General features: G+C 70.5%; 16 protein-coding genes and 1 tRNA gene. 7 read left to right on the forward strand and 10 right to left on the reverse strand.

Going from position 1 to position 16,919, the window contains the following annotated elements; all coding sequences use genetic code 11:
- Positions 1-107: 107 nt before the first annotated feature.
- From APR04_RS16480 to APR04_RS16500, 5 genes are all read left to right on the forward strand, one after another.
- Positions 108-1,058 (forward strand): Ppx/GppA phosphatase family protein, encoded by a 951-nt coding sequence (locus APR04_RS16480; protein WP_253872032.1) that lies wholly within the window; start codon positions 108-110, stop codon positions 1,056-1,058.
- Between the two features lie 66 nt (positions 1,059-1,124).
- Positions 1,125-1,448, forward strand: a complete 324-nt coding sequence (locus APR04_RS16485) for a PadR family transcriptional regulator (RefSeq protein WP_253872033.1) — start codon at positions 1,125-1,127, stop codon at positions 1,446-1,448.
- 251 nt (positions 1,449-1,699) lie between these two features.
- Positions 1,700-3,157, forward strand: a complete 1,458-nt coding sequence (locus tag APR04_RS16490) for an NAD(P)/FAD-dependent oxidoreductase (RefSeq protein WP_253872034.1) — start codon at positions 1,700-1,702, stop codon at positions 3,155-3,157.
- A gap of 146 nt (positions 3,158-3,303) precedes the next feature.
- Positions 3,304-3,377: transfer RNA gene (locus tag APR04_RS16495), tRNA-Leu, on the forward strand.
- A 178-nt stretch (positions 3,378-3,555) separates the two neighbouring features.
- Positions 3,556-4,494, forward strand: a complete 939-nt coding sequence (locus tag APR04_RS16500; protein ID WP_253872035.1) for an alpha/beta fold hydrolase — start codon at positions 3,556-3,558, stop codon at positions 4,492-4,494.
- 41 nt (positions 4,495-4,535) lie between these two features.
- Here the strand turns inward: APR04_RS16500 and APR04_RS16505 are convergent, their stop codons facing one another.
- Entirely contained in the window at positions 4,536-6,776 is a 2,241-nt protein-coding gene (locus tag APR04_RS16505; protein WP_253872037.1) for an excinuclease ABC subunit UvrA, read from the reverse strand.
- Between the two features lie 164 nt (positions 6,777-6,940).
- Here APR04_RS16505 and APR04_RS30595 point away from each other — a divergent pair, with 164 nt between their 5' ends.
- Positions 6,941-7,435, forward strand: a complete 495-nt coding sequence (locus tag APR04_RS30595) for a helix-turn-helix domain-containing protein (RefSeq protein ID WP_301312606.1) — start codon at positions 6,941-6,943, stop codon at positions 7,433-7,435.
- A gap of 46 nt (positions 7,436-7,481) precedes the next feature.
- Here APR04_RS30595 and APR04_RS16515 read toward each other — a convergent pair whose 3' ends face one another.
- The 6 genes from APR04_RS16515 to APR04_RS16540 all read right to left on the reverse strand — a co-directional run bounded on the left by APR04_RS16515 (position 7,482) and on the right by APR04_RS16540 (position 13,420).
- Entirely contained in the window at positions 7,482-8,084 is a 603-nt protein-coding gene (locus APR04_RS16515) for a ClpP family protease (RefSeq protein ID WP_253872039.1), read from the reverse strand.
- 93 nt (positions 8,085-8,177) lie between these two features.
- Positions 8,178-8,882 carry a winged helix-turn-helix domain-containing protein gene (locus APR04_RS16520; protein WP_253872041.1) on the reverse strand — a complete coding sequence of 235 codons (705 nt, stop codon included), beginning with the start codon at positions 8,880-8,882 and terminating at the stop codon, positions 8,178-8,180.
- Positions 8,883-8,957: 75 nt separating this feature from the next.
- Entirely contained in the window at positions 8,958-9,173 is a 216-nt protein-coding gene (locus tag APR04_RS16525; protein WP_253872043.1) for a hypothetical protein, read from the reverse strand.
- A 189-nt stretch (positions 9,174-9,362) separates the two neighbouring features.
- On the reverse strand, positions 9,363-11,414 hold the full coding sequence (locus tag APR04_RS16530) for a catalase (RefSeq protein ID WP_253872045.1): 2,052 nt from the start codon (positions 11,412-11,414) through the stop codon (positions 9,363-9,365).
- A gap of 168 nt (positions 11,415-11,582) precedes the next feature.
- A complete protein-coding gene (locus APR04_RS16535; RefSeq protein WP_253872048.1) occupies positions 11,583-12,470 on the reverse strand; it encodes an ABC transporter permease in 888 nt (295 codons plus the stop codon).
- A complete protein-coding gene (locus APR04_RS16540; RefSeq protein ID WP_253872050.1) occupies positions 12,467-13,420 on the reverse strand; it encodes an ABC transporter ATP-binding protein in 954 nt (317 codons plus the stop codon). The genes APR04_RS16535 and APR04_RS16540 overlap by 4 nt, the downstream gene beginning before the upstream one ends.
- Before the next feature lie 220 nt (positions 13,421-13,640).
- On the opposite strand from APR04_RS16540, the gene APR04_RS16545 reads away from it, so the two are divergent.
- Positions 13,641-14,543 (forward strand): Bax inhibitor-1/YccA family protein, encoded by a 903-nt coding sequence (locus tag APR04_RS16545; protein WP_253872052.1) that lies wholly within the window; start codon positions 13,641-13,643, stop codon positions 14,541-14,543.
- A 79-nt stretch (positions 14,544-14,622) separates the two neighbouring features.
- Here the strand turns inward: APR04_RS16545 and APR04_RS16550 are convergent, their stop codons facing one another.
- From APR04_RS16550 to APR04_RS16560, 3 genes are read right to left on the reverse strand one after another with little or no spacing between them, the layout of a single operon-like run.
- Entirely contained in the window at positions 14,623-15,351 is a 729-nt protein-coding gene (locus APR04_RS16550; protein WP_253872054.1) for a hypothetical protein, read from the reverse strand.
- Positions 15,348-15,968: a TetR/AcrR family transcriptional regulator gene (locus APR04_RS16555; protein WP_253872055.1), complete on the reverse strand. Its 621-nt coding sequence runs from the start codon at positions 15,966-15,968 to the stop codon at positions 15,348-15,350. Before APR04_RS16555 ends, APR04_RS16550 begins: the two co-directional genes overlap by 4 nt.
- On the reverse strand, positions 15,961-16,842 hold the full coding sequence (locus APR04_RS16560) for an alpha/beta fold hydrolase (RefSeq protein ID WP_253872057.1): 882 nt from the start codon (positions 16,840-16,842) through the stop codon (positions 15,961-15,963). The genes APR04_RS16555 and APR04_RS16560 overlap by 8 nt, the downstream gene beginning before the upstream one ends.
- Positions 16,843-16,919 lie beyond the last annotated feature (77 nt).

Here is a 16,919-nt window from a genome sequence, read left to right on the forward strand (position 1 = left end):
TACGCGACCGTTCTGGGCGCAACGGTCGCGCTCACAACCACGTGAGGTTTCTCCCGAACCCGGCACGTCCGACGTCCTCGGGGCGCTGGGGCTGGAAGAATCTTCGCGTGACTTCCTCTCGCGTAGCCGCGATCGACTGCGGCACCAACTCGATCCGCCTGCTGGTCGCGGACGTCGATGCCGCCGGAAACCTCACCGAGCTCGACCGCCGCATGGAGGTGGTGCGGCTGGGCCAGGGGGTGGACCGCACCGGTGAGCTGGCGCCAGAGGCGCTGGGGCGCACCCTCGCGGTGACGCGAGAGTACGCGGCCGCGATCGAGGCCGCCGGGGCGCAGCAGGTGCGGTTCGTGGCGACGTCAGCCACGCGGGACGCGCGGAACCGGGACGAGTTCTTCGACGGCGTCCGCGCCGCGCTCGGCGTCGACGTCGAGGTCATCACCGGTGCGGAGGAGGCGCAGCTGTCCTTCCGCGGCGCCACCGGCGCGGTGGCCGAGGCGCACGCAGGACCGTTCCTCGTGGTCGACCTCGGCGGGGGATCCACCGAGCTGGTCCTCGGCACGGCATCGGTGGACGCGAGCGTCTCGATGGACATCGGTTCGGTGCGGATGACGGAGCGCCACCTGCACAGCGATCCGCCGTCGGCCGCCGAGGCCGCGGCGGCCCGTCGGGACGTGCGGGCCCACCTGGACGACGCCGCCCGCGTGGTCCCGCTCGCGAAGACCGCGACCCTGGTCGGGCTGGCCGGGTCGATCACGACCGTGACCGCGCACGCGCTGGAGCTGACCGAGTACTCGCGCGAGCGCGTGAACCAGGCGGAGCTGCCGGTCTCGGCGGTGCTGGCCTCCTGTGAGGCGCTCCTCGCCGCGCCGCGAGCCGAACGAGCGGCGATGGGCTTCCTGCACCCGGGGCGGGTCGACGTGATCGCTGCGGGCGCCCTCGTCTGGTCCGAGGTGGTCACCCGTGTCGCGGCGGAGGTCGCGGCGGCGGGCGGGTCGCTGACCAGCGTGGTGACGAGCGAGCACGACATCCTTGACGGGATCGCGCTGTCCATGGCGTGAGCTGCCACGAGATGAGATCCGCGGACGTCGTCGCGCTATTACGCATTGCGCGGTACCGTGCATCTCGTGGACACGACGCAGCTGCTCAAGGGAGTGCTCGACGCCGCGGTGCTCGCGGTCGTCGAGCAGGAGGACGGCTACGGGTACGACATCGTCCGTCGGCTGCGGGCGAGCGGTGTCGAGTCCGGTGAGGCCTCCGTCTACGGCACGCTGCGCCGCCTGTACGCGAGCGGCTCGCTCACGAGCTACGTGGTGCCCTCGGAGTCCGGGCCGCATCGGAAGTACTACGGCATCACTCCGCACGGGCGCCAGGTGCTGAAGACCCAGCGCAAGGAGTGGCAGGAGTTCGCCGACACCGTGGCCGGACTTCTCGGTGAGAGGAAAAGGTAGCTCGATGAACACCATCACCAGCAGTGACGCCCTGTCCGCCCGTGCCGACGCTCGAGGCGACGCAGGCCGACTGACCCGGCCCAGCACGACGGACTTCCGCCGACCGGGAACTACCGGTGGGGGTGGTCCGTTGTGGTGGCCAGAGGATCGAGGAAGTTCCTGCAACGGCGATGGCGGCGTGGTGTGCATCACGCACACGCCGCTCTTCGTCGTGTCGGTAGAGATGCGAGGCGCGCGGTACCCTGGGAATCATGCCTCAGAACGACCTGACCTCGGTCAGCCATGCTTCCGATCCGGCGAGCACGCCGCGCCCGCGGAAGGTGCCGCGCATCGTGGTGCTCGGCGGCGGGTCCGTCGGCCTCTACGTGGCGCGCCGGCTGCGTAAGAAGCTGAAGAAGCGGGAAGCGGCCATCGTGGTCGTCGACCCGCGGCCGTACATGACGTACGCGCCCTTCCTGCCCGAGGCGGCCGCTGGGTCGATCGACGCCCGCGACGTCGTCGCGCCGCACCGCAAGGCCCTCAAGGGCATCGATGTGCTGCAGGGCAAGGTCAGCGCGATCGAGCACGGGCGCAAGGCCGTGAAGATCCAGCCCGAGTCGGGCGACGAGTACGAGGTGTCGTACGACCAGCTGGTCGTCGGCCTCGGCTCGGTGTCGCGCACGCTGCCCATCCCGGGTCTCGCGGAGGCGGCCATCGGCTTCAAGAACGTGGAAGAGGCCATCGCGGTCCGCAACCACGTGATCAACCGCCTGGACGTCGCGTCCTCCACGTGGGACGCCGACCTGCGCAAGCGCATGCTCACGTTCACGTTCGTGGGTGGCGGGTTCGCCGGTATCGAGGCCCTCGCCGAGATCGAGGACATGGCGCGCTATGCGACGCGGCAGTACAACACGATCGAGGCGTCCGACCTGCGGTTCGTCATGATCGAGGGCGCCGGCCGCATCCTGCCCGAGGTCACCGAGCCGATGGGCGAGTACGCGCTCGCCGAGCTGAAGAAGCGCGGCATCGAGTTCCACCTCAACACCTTCCTCTCGTCCTGCGTGGACGGGCACGTGGTGACGTCGACGGGCGTCGAGTTCGACACCGAGACCATCGTGTGGACCGCCGGCGTCAAGGCGAACCCGGTCATCAAGGAGGCGTCGGACCTCCCGTTCGACAAGATGGGCCGCGCCATCGTGCTCCCGACGCTGCAGATCGCGACGGAGGACGGCGAGGTCGTCGAGGGCGCCTGGGCCGCCGGCGACTGCGCCGCGGTGCCGGACGTGAACAACCCGGGCAAGTTCTGCCCGCCGAACGCGCAGCACGCGATCCGCGAGGCGGTCCGCCTGGCCGACAACATCGTGGCGCTCTACAAGGACAAGCCCGCCGTCGACTACGACCACAAGAACCTGGGCGTCGTCGCGTCGCTGGGTCTGTACAAGGGCGTCGCCGAGCTGTTCGGCTTCGTCAAGCTCCGCGGGTTCCCGGCCTGGGTCGCGCACCGTGGCTACCACGTCATGGCGATGCCGACCGGTAACCGCAAGGTCCGCATCCTGATCGGCTGGGTCGGACAGTTCCTCATGGGCCGTGAGCTGGTCTCGCTGGGCTCGCTGCACGACCCGCGCCAGGAGTTCCGCAACGCCTCCGTGCCGCCGAAGCCGGTGGGCGAGAAGGTCGATCAGCGGGCGGAGTCATCCGCCTCGCGCGCGGAGTCGGGCGCGCGGGACTGACCCTCTGACGCTGGTCGGCTCCGGCTGTGCCGTCGCGGCCATGTGATCCTCCGCGGGCCATGCCATCTTCTGCGCTCTCGACCTCTGGAACGCAGAACTGGCGTGGTCCGCCGTTTGTGCGGAGGGCTCGGTAGTCTCTGCGGTGCGCCCCCATAGCCCAACTGGCAGAGGCAGCCGGCTTAAACCCGGCACAGTCCCGGTTCGAATCCGGGTGGGGGCACCGGCGTCGGCCTTGAGCTCACCACCGTCTTGGTGGGTCTGCCCACCTTTCCGGGTGGGGTGATCCGGTGCGCGACTCGGGGGCTGGCGCCCTGCCGCAGCGGTGACGCCGCCGGAAGACTGGATGCAGAGCGACGCACCTCCGACAGGGAGGTCGCGCTTCCAGTGACGGAGATGGCATGCGAGCCCTGAGGTTCATCGGCAAGACCCTGGCGGGCCTGCTCGCCACCGCGCTCGTGCTGATCGGCGGCTTCACCGGCTACCACCACATCATGCTCCGCCACGAGGCGAGCGAGCTCGAGCCCGTGGGGCAGATGACGACGGTCGACGAGCACCAGATGTCCGTGAGCGGGCAGGGGCCGAAGAACGATGAGCCGACGATCGTCTTGATCTCCGGGGCAGGGACGGCCGCGCCGATCTACGCCTTCAAACCGCTGACGGATCGCCTCGACGACGAGTTCCGCACCGTCGTGGTCGAGCGGTTCGGTTACGGGTACTCCGACACCGTCGACGCCGATCGGGACGTGGCCGCCGTGCTCGAGAACACTCGCGAAGCGCTGCGTCAGGCCGGGGAGAAGCCGCCCTACGTCCTGGCGGCGCACTCGATGGGCGGGCTCGAAGCCCTGTACTGGGCGCAGACCTACCCGAACGAGGTGGCCGGTGTGGTCGGCCTCGACATGTCTGTCCCGCACTCCTACGACTCGCTCGACTTCGAGGCTGAGAAGGCCACGATGGACCTGGGGCGAAAGCTGAAGCTCGTCGGGCTCTCAAGGGTCCTGGGTGGTGACGACCTGACCGCTGGGCTGGACGGCGACCAGATCGCCCAGCAGGAGATGCTGACCCACCGCAACTTCCTCAACGACACGCTGTACGCCGAAGGCCTCGCGCTCCTCGACAACGCGGCAACCGTGCAGGCGGGCGACATGCCCGACGACCCGATGCTCATGTTCGTGTCCGACGGTGAGGAGATCGGCGACTTCTGGGTGCCCGCCAACACCGAGTTCGCCGACCAGGCGGGTGCGGAGCTCGTCCAGCTCGACGTCGGCCACTACGTGTTCCAGTACGAGCCGGACCTGATCGCCCAGCAGACGGCCGCGTTCATCGAGACCCGCCTCTGATCGCTGGGCGCCGGGCGTCGGCGTGTGGGCGCGGCACACGATCAGGCGAGCAGCTCGGCGAGGTGGCGGCCCGTCAGCGACCTCTCCTCACGGGCCAGGTCGGCGGGGGTGCCCTCGAAGACGACACGTCCACCGTCGTGCCCACCGCCGGGGCCCATGTCGATCACCCAGTCCGCGCGGGCGACGACCGACAGGTTGTGCTCGACCACGATGACGGACCGGCCCGAGTCGACGAGCCGGTCCAGCAAGCCGGCGAGGTTGTCGACGTCCTGCATGTGCAGGCCCGCGGTGGGTTCGTCGAGCACGAACGCCGGGGTGTCGCCCCCCATCTCGATCGCGAGCTTGAGCCGCTGCCGCTCGCCGCCGGACAGAGTGTTGAGGTGCTGCCCGAGCGAGATGTAGTGCAGCCCGACGTCGAACAGCCGGGACAGCATCGGCAGCACCGACTTCTCCGTGAAGAAGCCCAGAGCCTCCTCGACGGACATGGTCAGCACGTCGGCGATGTTCTTGCCGCGCAGCGTGTAGCCCAGCACCTCGTCGGTGAACCGCTTGCCACCGCACGCTTCGCACGGGCTCGCGACGCCCGCCATGAAGGCGAGGTCGGTGTAGATGAGGCCCACACCCTTGCACTCCGGGCAGGCGCCGGCCGAGTTCGCGCTGAACAGCGCTGGCTTGACGCCGTTCGCGCGGGCGTACTGCTTGCGGATGGGCTCGAGGATCCCGGTGTAGGTGGCAGGGTTGGAACGCCGCGACCCGCGGATCGCGGACTGGTCCACGAACGTGACACCGTCACGCGGCAGGCAGCCGTGGATGAGCGAGCTCTTGCCCGACCCGGCCACGCCGGTCACCGCCACGAGCACCCCGAGCGGGACGTCGACAGAGACGTCCTGGAGGTTGTGCAGGGTCGCGTGCTCGATCCGGAGCACTCCCGTCGGGGTACGCGGTGTCTGCTTGACCGTGACCGCCTGGTCCAGGTGCTTGCCCGTCGCGGTCCCGGAGGTGCGGAGCCCGGCGAGGTCGCCCTGGTAGACGACGGTGCCGCCGTGCGTGCCGGCGCCAGGGCCCATGTCGACGAGGTGGTCGGCAGCGGTCATGACCTCGGGCTTGTGCTCGACGACGAGCACCGTGTTGCCCTTGTCTCGCAGGCGCCGGAGCAGCGCGTTCATCTGTCGCACGTCGTGCGGGTGCAGGCCGATGGTCGGCTCGTCGAACACATAGGTCATGTCCGTCAGGGCCGACCCCATGTGCCGCACCATCTTGGTGCGCTGGGCCTCTCCGCCGGACAGCGACGACGACTCCCGGTCCAGCGACAGGTACCCCAGCCCGATCTGCTCGAACGTGGAGAGCAGGTCGCCCAGGCCGTCGAGGATGGGCTGGACCTGCGGGTCGGCCAGGTCGCTCACCAGCTCGGCGAGGTCCGTGAGCTGCATGGCCGCGGCCTCGCCGATGTGCTTGCCCTTGACGAGCGACGACCGTGCCCGGTCGTTGAGCCGTGTGCCGCCGCACGCCGGGCACGAGGTGAACGTGGCGAGCCGGTCGACGGCGGCCCGCATCGCGCCCTTCATCGACTCGACGTCCTTGACGAGGTAGAGCCGCGTGATCTTGGGGACCAGCGACTCGTAGGTGACGTTGATGCCACCCGAGACGACCTTCCGCTCGGCGCCGTACATCAGGTCGTGCCACTCGGTGTCGGTGTAGTCCGCCAGCGGCTTGTCGACGTCGAACAGGCCGGAGTCGGCGTAGACCTTCCAGTACCAGGTGCCGACCCCGAAGTTGGGGAACGTGATGGCACCATCGGCCAGCGACTTGCCGCGGTCCACGAGGGCTTCCGTGTCGATGGCGGAGACGCGGCCCAGGCCCTCGCAGCTGCCGCACATGCCTTGCGGGTCGTTGAAGGAGAAGAGGTTGGACCCGCCGATGTACGGCTGGCCGAGCCGCGACCAGATGACGCGCAGCATCGTGTAGGCGTCGGTGGCCGTGCCGACCGTCGAGCGTGCGTTGGCCCCCATGGGTTCCTGGTCCACGACGATCGCCGCCGACAGGTTCGACAGGGTGTCGACGTCAGGTCGCGGGCGGGACGGCATGAAGCCCTGAAGAAATGCCGGATACGTCTCGTCGATCAGGCGCCGCGACTCCGCGGCGACGGTGCCGAAGACGAGCGAGCTCTTGCCCGACCCGGAAACCCCCGTGAACACGGTGAGCTTCCGCTTGGGGATGTCGATGGAAACTCCCTGCAGGTTGTTCTCGCGAGCCCCGCGCACCTCGATAGATCCGAACACCACTGTCCCTTCCTGGTCGGTGGTCCCATGGTGCCAGGAGCTACTGACACGCACCCTGCCGCTCCCGTCCCTGCTCCCGGCGTTTACGCCAGGAGCAGACGCCGGAACGACCCGGAGCGTCAGTGGGGTTGGGTAGCGTGACGGGTACCAACGGCGGGAGTGGGCAGATGGCATTGATCTCAACAGGTACCGCACGTACGGCTGGGCTCGGCACCACGGACGGGGGCGGGCCCGGGGGCAGACCCGGCACCCTCGAACACGCCCGTGAACCGCTGCTGCGTGACCTGGTGGGTGGCATCCTGCGGACCACGCGCCGCGAGCAGCGCCGCACGCTGGCCGACGTCGCCACGGACGCACGGGTCTCCACGGCCTACCTGTCGGAGATCGAGCGCGGCCGCAAGGAGGCCTCGTCAGAGGTGCTGGCCGCCGTGTGCGAGGCGCTCGGCATGCGTCTGGTCGACCTCGTGGAGCGTGCGTGGGCCGAGCTCGCTCTCGCGCTGGCTGCGCAGGAGGAGAAGAGCAGGGTTCGGGTGCTGTCGTCAGCGGCTCGCCGTGCGGCCGGCTTCTCGTCGTCCCGGCACCCGCTCCAGCCCGAACGCGCGGCACCGACCGGCACCTCCGGCGTCGGGCAGCGTGGCGAGGTCGTGCTGCTGGCGGCATGAGACGCGCAGGTCGCCCAAGCCAGTCGCGCGCGACGCGGCCGCGTGCTCAGAGCCCGGCGCGCCGCCTTCCGCCGGGCCGGACGTCGTTCACCTGGTCCACGATCTTGTCGACCATGCCGTAGGCCAGTGCCTGCTCGGCCGTGAACCAGCGGTCGCGCTCCGAGTCCGCGGCGACCGTGTCGGCGGGCTGGCCGGTGTGCTCCGACTGCAGGCGGATCATCAGGTCCTTCACGTGGCGGATGTTCTCGGCCTGGATGACGACGTCGGCCGTCGTGCCGCCGACACCGCCCGACGGCTGGTGCATCATGATCCGCGCGTGCGGGAGCGCGTACCGCTTGCCCTTGGTTCCCGCGGCGAGCAGGAACTGCCCCATGCTGCCCGCGAACCCGACGGCGACGGTCGAGACGGCGTTCGGCAGGAGCTTCATGGTGTCGAAGACGGCGAGCCCGGCGCTGATGGATCCGCCGGGGGAGTTGATGTAGATGCTGATGTCCGCGCCGGAGTCCTCGGCGGAGAGCAGCAGGAGCTGCGAGGTCACGCGGTTGGCGACGGCGTCGTCGATCTCCGTGCCGATCAGGACGATCCGCTGGTGCAGCAGACGTGTCGCGAGATGGTCGTCGAAGGGCTGGCTGTGGCTTGTCTCGGTCATGTCTCCACCATTGCCCCGTACAGGCCGGCGGGGTAGTGATCTCTGCCCGCCGCAGATCTGCTCACGGCAGACCGCGTACTCAGCCCGTGTACCTCAGAGCGGGTTCCCTGCCGCGTCGACCGTGGGAAACACGTCGAAATGGACCTCGAACGGCATGGCTCCGGGCTCGCCCTCCTGCGTGCTCAGCGGTTCGAGGTGCTCCGCGGCGAACCGTTCCCAGGCTTCGACGATCGCCGTCATCTGCTCCCGCGTCGCCCACCTGTTGACCGTGGCGAACGTAGCGGCCCCCAGCCACGACTCGAGCACCTCCTCGTCCACGTCCTGCCCCGCACGGGCGAACGCTGCCACCCGTTCGTTGCGGAGGCGAAGAAACTCCATGTTGACGGCCTCGGCGGTCTGGCGACCCGCCGGGGAACCCTTTCCAGCACTGGAGATGCTGAATCCGCCGGGCGTGCGCTCCCACCAGCGCTCCCGGGCCGTGCCCTTGCCCTCCACCTCGCGGACCAGGCCGTGCTTGGCGAGCTGGCGGAGGTGGTAGCTCGTCGAACCACTGGACTCGCCGACGATCTCGCCGAGCTTGCTGGCGGTGAGCGGCCCCCGGATCGGCAGCAGATCGAGGATGCGGATGCGCAGCGGATGGGCGAGCGTGCGTAGCGCCGCCGGGTCGAGCTCGGCCGGTCGGCCCGCGGCCGCTGGCTCGGACAGGTCCGGCACGGCCCGCGGTGCCGGTGGCCCCGAGCGTGAGCCGGCGTCTCGGTCCGCCGGTCTGCCCGGGGAGTCCTTGTGTGCTGTCGCCATAGGCAGGACGTTACCTACTCACCGTCGATCGGACCGGATCGTCGACGCAGGACGGCGGCGGTCGACGGCTGGCAGTCAGCGCAGGGCGAGGGGATGGCGTGCCGCCTGGTTGTCGCGCACGCGATCGGCCTGGGCGCGCTGCCGCTCGGCACGCTCGATCTCGCGGCGCTGCGCAGCCCGGTCGCCGGCGCCCGGTGCGGCGGATCGCCGGCGAGCGGCGGCAGCTGCCGCGACGGGAACCCCGACGGGCTGTGGTACGGCGGTACGGACGGCGGGTGCATAGGCGCTCATCGTGGTTCTCCTGGCTCTTCGGTGTGGTGGTGCGGTGGGCTGGCTCGGGCCCCACCCTACGCATGCCAACACGTCTTTGCAAGGAAACCTTTGCAAACGGTTCTTGGGTCGACTTCGCCGTCTGCCATCGCACGGGGAACGCTCTGACCGGCAGGCGCTGCCGAGCAGCGCGCTACCGGACAGAGCGGATCAGCCGGCGAACATCGACAGACGCTCCCAGGAGCGGTGCATCCCGAGCGCGTCACGCAGGGGCTGCACGCAGTCCCGCACGCTCTCGCAGGCCAGCACCCCTGGCGCCGAGGTGTCGACGCCGGTAGAGGTGAGCAGGTCGACGCCGTCGCCGAGCGCCACGACCGGCTTCCCGTGCCGGAACGCCTCCTGGAGCAGGACGGCGGTGCGTGGCTCCGCCGCCACGACGCTGCCGGCGACGCCCGTGGCGATCACGACGGCGTCGTACTCCACGGAGCGGGTGGTGAGCAGCGTGCGGTCCGCTGACTCCGTCTCGCCCGAGCTGCCCGAGACCTCGCCGCCGTGGGTGGCTATGACGCGGACCACCACGTGCTCGTCGGCGTAGGCGGTCCGGAGGTCGGCGACCGGTGAGAGGTCACCGCCGTCTGCCACCAGGACGCCCACGACCCGGCCGTCCACGCGGCCGGGCTCGGCCGGGATCTGGGACAGCGCGGGGGACGGCACGACGCCGTCCGGCACCTCCCCGTCGGGGACCGGCAGCCCGAGGCCAGCGGCCACCCGTGCCACGAGGTCGGTGTCCACGCACGCCAGGGACGCGAGCACACCCTCCTTGACCTCCTGGCGCAGGCACTTGCCGAGCTCGAACGTGAACGCCTCGACCTCGTGCGCCTGCTCGACCGGCGTTAGCGACAGCCAGAACAGGCGGGCCTGGCTGAAGTGGTCGGTGAACGACACCGGGTGGTGGCGCCCCTTCTCGCCCGACACCGGCGTGGGGATCGTCACGAAGGCGTCCTCGCCCTCTGGCGAGGTCCGCGGCAGGTCGTCGTCGATCTGGTTCGGCTTGTAGGCCACGATGCCCGAGTGCACCGCCTGCTGGTGCATCCCGTCACGGAACATGTCGTTCACGGCGGTCCGGGGACGGTTCACCGGCAGCTGGGCGAAGTTGGGGCCGCCGAGCCGCGTGAGCTGGGTGTCCAGGTAGGAGAACAGGCGGCCCTGCATGAGCGGGTCGTTCGTGACCTGGATACCGGGCACCACGTGATCCACGTGGAACGCCACCTGCTCGGTCTCGGCGAAGAAGTTCTCCGGAGCCTCGGTGAGCGTCAGGAGCCCGACGGCCTGCACGGGGCAGATCTCCTCCGGGACGATCTTGGTGGGGTCCAGCAGGTCGATGCCCTCGAACGTCTCGTCGACGGTGTCGGGCATGATCTGCAGCCCCAGCTCCCACTGCGGGAACGCGCCCGCCGCGATGGAGTCGTAGAGGTCGCGGCGGTGGAAGTCCGGGTCGGCGCCCTGCGTGATCTGGGCCTCCTCCCACACCTGGGAGTGGATGCCCAGGGCCGGCTTCCAGTGGAACTTCACGAGCGACGTCGTCCCGTCGGCCGCCTCCATCCGGAACGTGTGGACGCCGAACCCCTCCATGGTGCGGTAGCTGCGCGGGATGCCGCGGTCCGACATCGCCCACATCGCCATGTGCGTGGACTCGGTGTGGGAGCCGATGAAGTCCCAGAACGTGTCGTGCGCGGTCTGCGCCTGCGGGATCTCGCGGTCGGGCTCCGGCTTGCCCGCGTGGATGATGTCGGGAAACTTCACGGCGTCCTGGATGAAGAACACCGGGAAGTTGTTGCCCACCAGGTCAAAGGTGCCCTCGCTGGTGTGGAACTTCGTGGCGAAGCCCCGCACGTCACGCACGGTGTCGGCGGAGCCGCGAGAGCCGAGCACCGTGGAGAACCGGACGAAGACCTCGGTCTCCTCGTCGGGCGTGGCGAGGAAGGCGGCCTTGGTCACGGACGCCGCGTTGCCGTACGCCCGGAAGGCACCGTGCACACCGGCACCGCGGGCATGCACCACGCGCTCCGGTATGCGTTCGTGGTCGAAGTGCGTGATCTTCTCGCGCAGGTGGTGATCTTCGAGCAGCACAGGGCCGCGGGGTCCTGCGGTCAGGGAGTGGTCGGTGTCGTCGACACCGGCGCCCTGCGCCGTCGTCAGACGGTCGCCCTCCTGGGCGTGCAGCTCGGGGACATGGTTGACGGGATTCCTGTCGCGCGCCATGGTGCGCCCTTCCGATCGGGTTCAGGATCGGGGCCCGGCTTCTTCAGGTCCGCAGACCACGATGGCGCAGCGCGAGGCAGCCTGCGACCGGAACGACCGAGGCCCCGCGGTCCGCACCGGGCGTCCCGGAGGACGTCGGTGCGGGCCGCGGGGCCGACGCGCAGGTTGCTACGCGTCCTGGAGCTTGAGGCGCGTCGCCGCGCCGGCCAGGACCAGCACCGTGTAGCCGGCCAGCACGCTGATACCCACCCAGGGGTCGAGCGCGTCGGGGACGGCCCCGGCGGTCGGGGTGATCTGGGCGCCCGCCACGCTGGGCAGCAGCTTGGTCACCCACACGACCCAGTCGATGTCGCTGGCGAAGGCGGCCGCGCCGGTGAAGATCGTCGGCACGACGAAGAACAGCGCAACCACGGTGAAGATCGCTCCGGCGGTGTGGCGCAGCAGGGCGCCGATTCCCAGGGAGAAGAGCGCCACGAGCACGACATAGAGCACGACGCCGCCGAGCTGTCGCACCTGCGTGCCGTCCGAGAAGTCGACCGTGGAGTTGTTGGCGTCGAGGATCGGGTAGGTCACGGCCCACGCGATCGCGAGCGACACGGCCGTCAGTACCGCGGTGACCCCTGCGAGAACCGTGGCCTTCGCGAAGAAGGCGGTGAGGCGGTCGGGCACGGCGGCGAAGGTGGAGCGAATCATCCCGGTGCTGTACTCGCCGGTGATGATCATGGAGCCCAGCACCGCGACGACGAGCGCGGCGGTCTCGAACCCGAAGGCCACGACCAACGGCCCGGGGATTATTCCGCCCGCCCCTGCGGCCTCCACCTCGGGCCCGGCCTCGGCCATCTGGTCGCCGAGGAACTGTGCCACGAGCGCCATGGCGAAGGCGAAGCCCACCATCACCGCGACGGTCGGGCCGAGCGTCCACCACGTCGAGCGCAGCGTCCACAGCTTGATCCACTCCGAGTGCAGCGCTCGCCAGAAGGTGACGTTCTGCACCGGAGTGCGCCCCACCGTCGGGCCCGACGCCGGTCCGCGCGGAGCCGTGACCGTCGCGCTCATGCCTTGCTCCCCTCGAGATCGGACCGCGTGCCCGCGTGGGCCGCTATGTCCTCGGACTGGTACTCGACCGAATCGGCGGTCAGTGACATGTAGGCCTCTTCGAGCGTGGACGCGACGGGCGTGAGCTCGTGCAGCACGATCTTCGAGGAGGCGGCGAGCTCGCCGACGGCGGCCGCGTTGCTGCCGCGGACCTCCAGCAGGCCGGGCTCGATGTCGTCCACCTGGGCGTTCTGTCCCTTGAGGAGCTCCGCGAGCTCCGTGGCCTGCGGCGACCGCACCCGCACGAGCTTGCGCTCGGCGCCGTCGAGGATCTCCGAGACGGGGGCGTCGGCGAGGATGCGGCCCTTGCCGATGACGAGCACGTGGTCGGCCGTGAGGGCGACCTCGCTCATCAGGTGGCTGGACAGGAAGACGGTGCGGCCCTCGGACGCGAGGAACCTCGCGATGTTGCGGACCCAGAGCACACCCTCCGGGTCGAGCCCGTTGACGGGCTCGTCGAGGATGAGCGTGCGCGGGTCACCGAGCAGGGCCGCGGCGATGCCGAGGCGCTGCCCCATGCCGAGGGAGAAGCCGCCCACGCGCTTGCTCGCGACGGGCTGCAGGCCTGTGAGGTCGATCACCTCGTCGACACGCTTGGTCGGGATGCCATGGGTGGCTGCCATGGCGAGCAGGTGGTTGCGCGCGGTGCGGCCGGTGTGCACGGCCTTCGCGTCGAGCAGCGCGCCCACCTCCGCGAGCGGACGGCGGTGTGCGGCGTACGGCTTGCCGTTCACGGTGACCGTGCCGGCGGTGGGCCGGTCCAGACCCACGATCATGCGCATGGTGGTCGACTTGCCGGCGCCGTTCGGGCCCAGGAAGCCCGTCACCTGGCCCGGCTGTACGGTGAACGTGACGCCGTCAACGGCTGTCTTCGCGCCGTACTTCTTCGTCAGGCCTCTGGCCTCGATCATTGCTTGCCCTTCCATCTGGCATGCGGGATGGCTTCTGCGGTCACTGGCGTTCATGACAAGACTGGTCACCATGAGACTAGGCAGCGGATGGCACCCGCCGCACCCATAACCGGCCGGGATCATCCCTTGGGCGGACTCAGTTCATCCCAAGGTATGACCCGGGAACTCCTGAGAGCTCCCCAGCGTTCCCTAGGATGGTCCGACAGACCAGGAGGAGCAGATGAGCAACCCCGTCTTTTCGAGAAGCGACGTCTTCGGTGAGCCCCGTCGCAACGGTGCAGCAGGCGCACGTCGCGGCGGCACCACCACCCACCCCAACCAGACTCCCGCATACGGCACTGCGCCGCAGCCCGGCCAGTACGGCCAGTACGGCGCCGCGGGTCAGCAGCCGATGGACGCGTCGGAGCTCGACGCGATGTACCAGTCGCCGTCCGCCACCACGGCGGACACCCGGCGGATGACCTATGACGACGTGATCATCAAGACCGGCGGGCTGCTCGCCCTCCTGGTCGTGGTGGCCGCGGCGACGTGGACGCTGGTTCCTCGGCCGATGCTGGGCATCGTCATGATCGTGGGCCTTGTCGGTGGCCTGGTCCTCGGTCTGGTCAACGCCTTCAAGAAGAACCCGAGCCCCGCCCTCATCGTGGCCTACACGGTGTTCGAGGGCGCGTTCCTCGGCGCGATCTCGCTGATGTTCAACCAGATGGCCGAAGGTGCCGTGTGGCAGGCGGTGCTCGGCACCGCGTCGGTGTTCGCAGTGAGCCTCTTCCTGTTCAGGAGCGGCAAGGTCCGGGTGACGCCCAAGTTCACCCGCTGGCTGATGTTCGCCCTGATGGGTTACGCCCTGTTCAGCCTGATCAACTTCGTGCTGATGATCACTGGCGTCCTGGACGGGTTCGGCATGCGTAACGGTCCGATCGGCGTGATCGTCGGACTGGTCGCCGTCGGCCTCGCGGCGGCGTCCCTGATCGTCGACTTCGACTCCATCAAGCGTGGCGTCGAGGCGGGCGTGCCCGCCAAGATGGCGTGGTCGGCGGCCTTCGGCCTGCTGGTGACGCTGATCTGGCTGTACCTCGAGCTGCTGCGTCTCGTGACGATCATCAGCAGCTTCGGCAGCGACTGACCTACCCGCTGTACCGACGACGGCCCGGCACCTTCCCCACGGAAGGTGACCGGGCCGTCGTCGTGCGTGCGGTGGCGGACTACACGCGGCCGGCCCGGGAACGTGCAGCCACGGCGACCAGGACACAGCCCGCCGCGACGAGGAACCCGTGCGTGATCCGCAGCCCCGGGCCACCGAAGAACTGGGGGAGCACGAGCACGAGGCCGATCGCGAGCGGCACGCCGGCCCACCTCGGGCGCCCGCCCGCTCGCCACAGAGCGACGGCGACGAGCACCCCGGCCACGGCGAGCAGGAACAGCCCGGCGCCGAACAGCGCGATGGCGCCCGGCTGCATGCGCAGCACCTCGGCGTGGGCGAGCAGGCCGAGGTCGTTCTCCCGCAGGGCGGCCTCCGCGAGGGTGCGGAGACCGAAGATCTCGGCGCCGAAGTAGAGCGCCGCGCACCCGGCGCCGACCCACGCGGTGATCAGCGCCCAGGTCGCGGTTCCGACGCCTGCCCTGCTTCCCGCACGCGCACCGGCCCCCGCAGCCGCATTCGCACCTGCACCGGCACCCGGGCCCGCACCCGCGTCGTCGTCGGCGGGACCGGCCTGGGCGAGGATCGTCCGCAGGCCGAGCAGCGCGGGGGCGAGGAGGGCGAGTCCGAGGATCCCGCACAGGTGCGCCAGCACCCAGCGGTCGGACGCGAAGGCCGTGGCGAGGTCCGCCGTGGCGACGGACTCGTCGGGCCACGGCCGCAGCAGCGGGAAGAGCAGGAAGGCCAGGCCGGCCGCCACGAAGGCGGCAGGGGTCCAACGGGTGGCGGTCATCGGTCGCTTCCGGTGGTGGCCTGCGCAGGGTCGGGCGCCGCGAGCGCTGCGACTCCCGCGACGAGCATGTCGAGCAGCACGGTGAAGCTCTGGTCGACGTCCTCCCGCATGCGGAAGCCGGCGCCGAGCTCGAGGGTCACGAAGCCGTGGACACCGGCGCGGACCGCGCGAACGGCGTCGACCACCCGCTCGTCCGGAAGGCCGAAGCCGCGCAGGACCGAGACGACCGTCCGGACGCTCTCCTCGCCGGCTGCCCGGTGCACGGCGTCGGCGGGGTCGTCCGGGTCGGCCCCGATCTGGGTGGCCGCGTACCGGCCGGGGTGGGCGAGGGCGTAGCGGCGCCAGGCGTCGGCCAGCGCGTGGAGCGCGTCAGCCCCGGCCCGGCCCACGGTCGCCGAGGTGCCCGCGGCCGTGAGCTCCCGGACGGCGATCACCGTGACCTCGCGGCGGAGGTCGGCCAGCGAGCCGACGTGCTTGTAGAGGCTCGGGGCCGCGACACCGGCCCGCGCGGCGACCTTGGCGAGCGTGAGGTCGGCGAACCCGCTCGGCCCGCCCGCGTCGACGACCTCGAGGGCCAGGCGGACCACCACGTCCGGCGACAGGCCCGCCCTAGGCACGCCGACCGCCGTCCTCGGCCTGTGCGGCGGAGGTGCCCGCGGCACCCGGCAGCGCGGGGAGCCCGGCGAGGAGCTCGAGCACGGCGGGCACGACGACGTCGGGCGTCTGGTGCTGCGGATAGTGGCCCGCCTCGGGGACGAGGACGCCGCGCGCGCCGATCGTGTCGGTAGCCCAGGCCAGCTCCGCCGCGGGGTCGGCGAAGTCGGGGTCGAGCGCTCCGACGATGACGAGCGCCGGGGCCTGCACGGCGGGTAGCCGGGCCTCGACGACGGAGTGGTCGAGCGCCACCGCGAGGTCGCGGAAGGAGCTCAGCCGGCCTGGCTCACGCAGCTTGTCCCGTACGGCGGCGACGTGCTCGGCGTGCCGGGGTGAGCGGCGTCCCTTCGAGATCATGGAGTAGTAGGACCCCCAGAAGGCGACACCCCACGGCTGGGCCAGCAGCACCCGGTAGACGACCCGCATGGCCCGCTGCACGGCCGGGGAGCCGGGCTGGCGCAGGTAGGGGCTGAGCAGGGCCAGGCCGCGCACGAGGTCCGGACGCTCGGCGGCGGCCCAGGCCGCTGCTGAGGCGCCCATCGAGCTGCCGAGCAGCACCGCTGGGCCTGCGTCGAGGTGCTGGACGAGCGCGAGGAGGTCCGCGCCGGTCACGTCGTCGCCGTGCGTGCGGAACGTGGTGTCCGAGTCGCCGTGGGCGCGCAGGTCGGTGACGACGACCCGGTAGCCGGCGTCGACCAGGGCCGGTACGACGTCGTCGTAGGTGGACCGGAGGTCCCCCATGCCGGGGACGGCGACGACGAGCGGGCCCGAACCCGTGTCGCTGTAGGCGATGCGGCCTTCGGGCCGCGCGAGGAAGGCGAGCTGGTTGGTCGTCATAGCCGGAAAGCTACGCCTATTAGCCAAAGGTCGCAAGCCCCCGTGCACGCCGAGTGCTGGGCACTTGTCGGATCGGC

The sequence above is a fragment of the Promicromonospora umidemergens genome, from assembly GCF_024171995.1.
Lineage (GTDB): Bacteria > Actinomycetota > Actinomycetes > Actinomycetales > Cellulomonadaceae > Promicromonospora > Promicromonospora umidemergens.

Coding starts and splice junctions, on each gene's coding strand:
- APR04_RS16560 (WP_253872057.1), bottom strand. CDS start 16,842: ATGACGACCAACCAGCTCGCCTTCCTCGCGCGGCCCGAAGGCCGCATC.
- APR04_RS16535 (WP_253872048.1), bottom strand. CDS start 12,470: ATGAGCGCGACGGTCACGGCTCCGCGCGGACCGGCGTCGGGCCCGACG.
- APR04_RS16540 (WP_253872050.1), bottom strand. CDS start 13,420: ATGATCGAGGCCAGAGGCCTGACGAAGAAGTACGGCGCGAAGACAGCC.
- APR04_RS16525 (WP_253872043.1), bottom strand. CDS start 9,173: ATGAGCGCCTATGCACCCGCCGTCCGTACCGCCGTACCACAGCCCGTC.
- APR04_RS16490 (WP_253872034.1), top strand. CDS start 1,700: ATGCCTCAGAACGACCTGACCTCGGTCAGCCATGCTTCCGATCCGGCG.
- APR04_RS16550 (WP_253872054.1), bottom strand. CDS start 15,351: ATGACCGCCACCCGTTGGACCCCTGCCGCCTTCGTGGCGGCCGGCCTG.
- APR04_RS16530 (WP_253872045.1), bottom strand. CDS start 11,414: ATGGCGCGCGACAGGAATCCCGTCAACCATGTCCCCGAGCTGCACGCC.
- APR04_RS16515 (WP_253872039.1), bottom strand. CDS start 8,084: ATGACCGAGACAAGCCACAGCCAGCCCTTCGACGACCATCTCGCGACA.
- APR04_RS16500 (WP_253872035.1), top strand. CDS start 3,556: ATGCGAGCCCTGAGGTTCATCGGCAAGACCCTGGCGGGCCTGCTCGCC.
- APR04_RS16545 (WP_253872052.1), top strand. CDS start 13,641: ATGAGCAACCCCGTCTTTTCGAGAAGCGACGTCTTCGGTGAGCCCCGT.
- APR04_RS30595 (WP_301312606.1), top strand. CDS start 6,941: ATGGCATTGATCTCAACAGGTACCGCACGTACGGCTGGGCTCGGCACC.
- APR04_RS16520 (WP_253872041.1), bottom strand. CDS start 8,882: ATGGCGACAGCACACAAGGACTCCCCGGGCAGACCGGCGGACCGAGAC.